The 6,932-nt window shown below is 44.6% G+C and carries 5 protein-coding genes; 3 read left to right on the forward strand and 2 right to left on the reverse strand.

The window, feature by feature from the left end; all coding sequences use genetic code 11:
• Together IQ242_RS12620 and patD are read right to left on the reverse strand one after the other, a co-directional pair.
• On the reverse strand, window positions 1–931 hold a 931-nt coding region (locus tag IQ242_RS12620), incomplete at its 3' end, for an ABC transporter ATP-binding protein (RefSeq protein WP_193960213.1).
• 75 nt (window positions 932–1,006) lie between these two features.
• Window positions 1,007–1,363, reverse strand: a complete 357-nt coding sequence (patD, locus tag IQ242_RS12625) for a heterocyst frequency control protein PatD (protein WP_193960214.1) — start codon at window positions 1,361–1,363, stop codon at window positions 1,007–1,009.
• A gap of 229 nt (window positions 1,364–1,592) precedes the next feature.
• On the opposite strand from patD, the gene IQ242_RS12630 reads away from it, so the two are divergent.
• The 3 genes from IQ242_RS12630 (at window position 1,593) to leuC (ending at window position 6,812) form a co-directional block, all read left to right on the forward strand.
• On the forward strand, window positions 1,593–3,890 hold the full coding sequence (locus IQ242_RS12630) for a bifunctional (p)ppGpp synthetase/guanosine-3',5'-bis(diphosphate) 3'-pyrophosphohydrolase (protein WP_193960215.1): 2,298 nt from the start codon (window positions 1,593–1,595) through the stop codon (window positions 3,888–3,890).
• A 157-nt stretch (window positions 3,891–4,047) separates the two neighbouring features.
• Window positions 4,048–5,046, forward strand: coding sequence for a glycosyltransferase family 4 protein (locus IQ242_RS12635; RefSeq protein WP_193960216.1), 999 nt, complete (start codon window positions 4,048–4,050; stop codon window positions 5,044–5,046).
• Between the two features lie 365 nt (window positions 5,047–5,411).
• Window positions 5,412–6,812: a 3-isopropylmalate dehydratase large subunit gene (leuC, locus tag IQ242_RS12640; RefSeq protein ID WP_193960217.1), complete on the forward strand. Its 1,401-nt coding sequence runs from the start codon at window positions 5,412–5,414 to the stop codon at window positions 6,810–6,812.
• Window positions 6,813–6,932: the final 120 nt, after the last annotated feature.

The following is a 6,932-nucleotide window of genomic DNA, read 5'->3' on the forward strand; positions in this document are numbered from 1 at the left end:
GTTCAAAATTCACTTCATCCACCGCTTTAATAAATTTCTTTTCTTTATTAAAAAAACTATCTAAAAAGTTACCTTCTAGGGTATAATACTGTTTTAAATTATCCACCTTTAACACCGTTTCTTTGCCTTGAATTGCTGTAGATTTTTCCTGCCGCAGCTGTAGGTGTAAAGCAGCGGCCAAAAGAGAACGAGTGTAGGGGTGTTGAGGTGTGTTAAAAACTGTTTTTACCGCTCCCGATTCGACAATTTTGCCCCCCTGCATCACCGCTAATTGATCGCAATATTCTCCCACCAGCGCTAAATCATGGGAAATTAACAATAATCCCATCTGTTCCTCGCTACATAAACGCTTTAATTCCCGCAGAATTTCCGCCGAAACCGTCACATCTAAACTGGTGGTGGGTTCATCGGCAATAATTAACTTAGGGTTTAATAATAAAGCTAAAGCAATAGCCACTCTTTGCCGCATTCCCCCGCTAAATTCGTGAGGATATTGGGACCAACGATTAGCGGGAATTTTTACTTTTTCTAGGACAGTACAAGCTTGACTTTTAGCTTGACGATAGGTTAAATTTCGTCGATGAGCTTGCAAAGTTTCCACACAATGATCGCCAATAGTCATCAGCGGATCTAGTCGCGTCATCGGATCTTGAAACACTAATCCCACCTCTTCCCCGCGAAACTTTTCTAACTGTTTGCTAGACAAAGATAAAAGCGATCGCCCTTCAAAGGTAATCTCACCTTCCACGTGAGTGCGATTGGGTAATAACCTTAAAATAGCCTTACCGATGGTCGATTTTCCACAACCAGATTCACCCACTAATCCCAAAGTTTCCCCTTTGCCTATACTAAAAGATACCCCATCGATCGCCCAAGAGGGAGAACTTAATTCGGTCGGGTAGGCAATTTTTAGGTCTTTAATTTCCAACATGAGGCGATCGGTAACGATAAAAGTTAGGACTTAGGGTCAAGTATGCCACACAAACGGCGATCGAGCATTTAATCACTAATCGACAACTGCCCCTAACAAAACCCGACAATACCCCTTTAAAGTCGCCACTCGCTCGCTAATTATCTGTAAACGCTTCTCCCGTCCTTGCCGCGCTGAGGCCAAAAATAACCAATCCGTCTCCAGCAATCGCCAGGATCGATATAGTTCCGTCTGGACCGCGCGCCAACGATTAGCCACCTCTGGGCTGAAATTGTCATCATTTAGTGACAATATCTCCCCTTCTAGACAGGTTTGTAAAGCTTGAAAAGATTGTAACCCCGTGGAAGCGTCCCCATCCAGAAGGGCAAGACTGAAATCCTCCAGTTTTCTTAACAAAGATTTGTAGGCTTGATGGTAATTTGTCGGTAGCATCCAATACAAAGCGCGTTAGAATTTGTTACATAAGATTAACGATTTGCCGTCACGGTTGCAAGTCCTCCCTCCTCCCAACCAGAGACAAAAACTTAAAAGAATCCTGCCCTTTTCGCCGATCGATCCGATTCCAGTGTTAGAGAGTTAAGCAATCTGGCATCCCTTCGGCCTAATAATTTTCTAGTTATCCGTCTCCACCACCCCTATTATCCATCTCCCCCATCTAACCATGAACGCCATCACTGCCACCCAACCAGAAACCCTCACCGTCCTTCCCCGGGCCACGGAACCGAAAAAAGCGTTAGTTTTACCCGATTGGCTGAAAGAATGCCTAATTACCCACGAAAACGCCCCCCAGAATCCCGATAGCGATTTAATCTCTAGGGCCTTTAATTTCGCTCACAAACTCCACGAGGGGCAGTATCGCAAATCCGGGGAACCCTATATCGCCCATCCTATAGCTGTAGCGGGATTACTGAGAGATCTGGGGGGTGATGGGGCAATGATCGCGGCGGGATTCCTTCACGATGTGGTGGAAGATACGGAAGTCACCCCCGAAGAAATCGAGGATAGATTCGGTGTCGAGGTGCGTAATTTGGTGGAAGCGGTGACAAAACTCTCCAAATTCAACTTTTCTAGTAAAACTGAACGGCAAGCGGAGAATTTTCGCCGAATGTTTCTGGCGATGGCTCAAGATATCCGCGTCATCGTGGTAAAATTAGCCGATCGCCTGCACAATATGCAAACCCTCGAACACCTCACCCCGCAACAGCAGCAACGCATTGCCCTCGAAACTAGAGAAATCTTTGCTCCACTGGCTAACCGTTTAGGGATTGGGCGATTTAAATGGGAATTAGAGGATTTATGCTTTAAATACCTCGAACCCGATGCTTATCGTCAAGTCCAGTTATTGGTATCGGAAAAACGGATCGATCGAGAGGCCCGCATCGAAACTGTTATTAACACATTGCGGGAAAAATTGCAAGAAATTGGCATAAAAGTTCTTGATTTACAAGGTCGCCCCAAACATCTCTACGGCATTTATCATAAAATGCACAATCAGGGCAAAGAATTCGAGCAGATTTATGATATCGCCGCCGTCCGCATTATCGTCGAAACTAAAGAGGAATGTTATCGTTGTTTAGCCATAGTTCACGACCAATTTACCCCGATTCCCAACCGTTTTAAAGACTATATCGGTTTACCAAAAGCTAACCGTTATCAATCTCTCCATACCACCGTTGTTGGTTTAAATGCCCGTCCCCTAGAAGTGCAGATTCGCACCCTAGAAATGCACCATGTTGCTGAATACGGGATTGCAGCCCATTGGAAGTATAAAGAAACCGGTTCTAGTCACACAACTTTAACCGCTGAGGATGAAAAATTCGCTTGGCTGCGTAATCTGCTCGACTGGCAAAAAGACCTTAAAGATGGCCAAGAATACATGGATGGCCTGAAAAATAATTTCTTTGAAGAAGATATCTATGTTTTCACCCCTAAAGGTGATGTGGTGGCCCTGGCCCAAGGTGCGACACCAGTAGATTTTGCCTATCATATTCACAGCGAAGTAGGTAATCAGATGAAAGGGGCAAGAATTAATGGTAAATGGTCAGTTCTTGATGCTCCCTTGCAAAATGGTGATCTGGTGGAAATTCTCACCAGCAAAAATAGTCACCCTAGTTTAGATTGGTTAAATTTTGTCGTTACTCCTAGCGCCAGAAATCGCATCCGGCAATGGTACAAAAAATCGCGCCGAGAAGAAAATATTAGCCGAGGTCGTGATTTATTAGAGAAAGAATTGGGGAAAACTGGCTTCGATGCCCTGCTAAAATCAGAACGAATGCAATCGGTGGCTAAACAGTGCAATTATGTGGCAGTAGATGATTTATTGGCGGCTTTGGGTTACGGCGAAGTTACCCTAAAAAATGTGGTTAATCGTCTGCAAGAAACAGTTAAAAATCAACAGGAAATTTTAACGGTCAAAAATCCGCCCGATGTCCTAACTGATTCCCAATTGATTCTACCATCTTCTCCCGTTCAAAGGGCTTTACCCGTCAGTAAATCACCGATCGCCGGTGTGGAGGGATTAGTCTATCGTTTGGCTGGTTGTTGTTGTCCTTTACCCGGAGAAAATATTACCGGCATAGTCGCCCATGCGGGGGAAGGTATTGTTATTCACCGTCAGGGCTGCTCGAATGTGGAAAAAGCCGAAGCTGAACGCTTAATTCCTGTTAGTTGGAACCCTATAGATGACCAGGGACGTTATCAAACTTATCCGGTAAATATTCAGATTGAAGTGATTGATCGCGTCGGGGTTTTAAAAGATATTCTCTCTCGTTTAAGTGACCAAAATATTAACGTTCGCAATGCCGGAGTTAAGACTAATTTCGGTAAACCCGCTTTAATTTCCCTGAAAATTGAAGTAAAAGACCTGCAACAATTTGAACGCTGTGTTATTCAAATTAAGCTGATGAGTGATATTTTAAACGTTCGTCGCATCAGTCAGGTAAAAAGCGATCGAGAGTAGGGTGAACCTGGAATTGCTGCTCATATTCCCCAAACGCTGGAGTGCCTTAGATTTTGAAGTGCGATGCTGACACTGACTAAAACCACGAGGGCAATATCTGCACTTTTCGTCACCGAACAACGTAGGATCGATAATTAATCTGAGCGCAAAAATCCTTATGTTATTATCCCTACTCTCAGTCATCAGTTTTCTGATTAGTTTTCTGGTGGTTGCCCTGATTAAACAACGTTTTAGTCAACAATTGTTAGATATTCCCAATGAGCGTAGCAGCCATAGTCAACCCACACCTAGAGGAGGTGGACTCGGTTTTGTCGTCGCTTTTGCTCTGACCAGCAGCCTCAGTTATTTTCTCGTTCCTCCTTCCCTACCTCTTATTCCCCTGTGGCTGTCTCTGACTCCTTTAATTATTATCGGCCTTCTCGATGATCGTCGCGGTATTCCCTCTAGTATTCGCTATTTAGTGCAGTTATCCTCCGCTAGTATTGCGGTCACTTTTTTCGGTGCTTTTCCCCAATCTTGGCTATTAGATTTGGGTTTTGGCGGCAAAATTTTAGCTATTATTCTCACAATTATCGGCCTGACTGCGATCATTAACTTTTATAATTTTATGGATGGTCTTGATGGCTTGGTGGCTGGCTGTACGGCGGTACAATTAGGATTTCTCGCTCTCTATTTTCAGCAACCAATTTTATGGCTTTTAGTGGCAGCTTTAGGTGGTTTTCTCCTCTGGAATTGGTCGCCAGCCAAAATTTTTATGGGCGATGTGGGTAGCACCAGTCTAGGGGCAATTGTCGCTATGGTTTTAATTAGTAACCAGGGCAATCAAAGTCAAGCTTGGTCAGCTTTAACTATCACTTTTCCTCTGATTGGTGATGCTATTTATACCCTGATTTGTCGATTATTCAGAAATGAAAATATCTTCCAATCTCACCGCAGTCACCTTTATCAAAGATTACAAAAATCAGGCTTGTCTCATTCACAAGTAGCGATTATTTATATGGGGGTAACTCTCCTGATTGCTATTAGTGTTAACTACTTAGGAAACCTAGGAGCATGGCTGAGTTTACCTCTGATTCTAGGATTAATTGTTCTCGGAGAAATTTATCTGAACAGGAGAGTTAGCGAGCATAATTTAGCGGGGACAAGAAAAGAATAATTTTTTATTGCTATAGACCGAGGGGTTATTAAAAGAGGGCGAATGCAATTCGCCCCTACAATAATCTTATTTCCCATTCATCAACGATTTTTATTTTATGTATCCTGCGCTGCAGGGCAAAAATAGCTAGTTATATGTTCGCCGATTTGTTTTGCTTATACCAAATCAGTGTTAAAATGGATTGTTCCCCCACTTCCCACTCTCCTAGAAAGTTTTTTATTTCACTCAAAAACTGCTGGTTTTAAGCTGGCAAAAACAAAGCTATTTATCTATTATCCCTACCAACCAAGAGAAAAGAAAAAATTAATATTTATCGGCTGGAGTTAGCTGATATGATTAGGGGGATGACTATCATTCCAAGGTCAATGAGCGCAAGAACATTATTCGATAAAGTCTGGGACGCACACACGGTTAAGATTCTTCCCAGTGGACAGACACAATTATTTATCGGACTGCATCTAGTGCATGAAGTCACCAGTCCGCAAGCTTTTTCGATGCTGAGAGAAAGGGGTTTAAAAGTATTATTTCCCAGACGGACCATTGCCACCGTCGATCACATCGTCCCCACCGAAAATCAGGCGCGTCCTTTCCTTGACGATTTGGCCGAGGAAATGATCCGGGCGATCGAAACTAATGTTCAAACCAATCATATTCCTTTCTACGGCATCGGTTCCGGCAATCAGGGCATAGTTCATGTGATCGCTCCCGAACAGGGTCTAACCCAACCCGGGATGACGATCGCCTGTGGTGATTCCCACACCTCCACCCACGGAGCTTTTGGTGCGATCGCTTTTGGCATCGGCACTTCCCAAGTGCGCGATGTTCTTGCTACTCAAACCCTATCCCTATCGAAATTAAAAGTGCGTCGAGTCGAGGTAAACGGCGATTTAAACCCCGGGGTCTATGCTAAAGATGTAATTCTCCATATTATCCGTCAATTGGGCGTTAAAGGCGGTGTTGGTTACGCCTACGAGTATGCTGGTAGTACAATCGAACGGATGTCCATGGAAGAAAGAATGACGATTTGTAACATGGCGATCGAAGGTGGGGCCCGATGTGGTTATATCAACCCCGATCAAATCACCTACGATTACCTCAAAGGTCGTGATTTTGCACCCAAAGACTGGGAAAGTGCGGTTAATTGGTGGGAAAGCATTAAAAGCGATGCCGATGCGGTTTATGACGATGTGGTGGTCTTCGATGCCGGCGAAATCGAACCCACAGTTACTTGGGGGATTACTCCGGGCCAAGGAATCGGGGTTAACGAAGTCATTCCCACTCCCGATAGTTTACCAGCCAGTGAAAGAGCGATCGCAGAGGAAGCCTATCAATACATGAAACTCACCCCCGGCACCCCGATTAAAGGCACAAAAATCGATGTCTGCTTCGTCGGTAGCTGTACTAACGGCCGGATCAGTGATCTGCGCGAAGCGGCCAAATTTGCCCAAGGTCATCGTGTTGCCCCCAATGTGAAAGCTTTTATCGTCCCCGGTTCCGAAAGAGTCAAAAAACAGGCGGAAGCGGAAGGATTAGACCAAATTTTCCTCGCATCGGGCTTTGAATGGCGCGAGGCGGGCTGTTCCATGTGTTTAGCCATGAATCCCGATAAATTGCAGGGAGATCAAATCAGCGCCTCCTCCTCCAATCGTAACTTTAAAGGTCGTCAAGGTTCCGCTTCTGGTCGTACTTTGTTGATGAGTCCGGCTATGGTGGTAGCGGCAGCAATTAAAGGGGAAGTCACCGATCCAAGGGAGTTGTTAAATTAAATAGGGTTTGCTGAAAAAGTTTGTTACTGGGGTCAGGAGTCAGGAGTCTCCGAGTCAGGAGGCAGGAGATAGGGTGATAGGGTTTTGGGGTGATAGGGCGATGAGACAGCTTCCCCACAC

The sequence above is a fragment of the Microcystis sp. LEGE 08355 genome (assembly GCF_015207185.1).
GTDB lineage: Bacteria > Cyanobacteriota > Cyanobacteriia > Cyanobacteriales > Microcystaceae > Microcystis > Microcystis panniformis.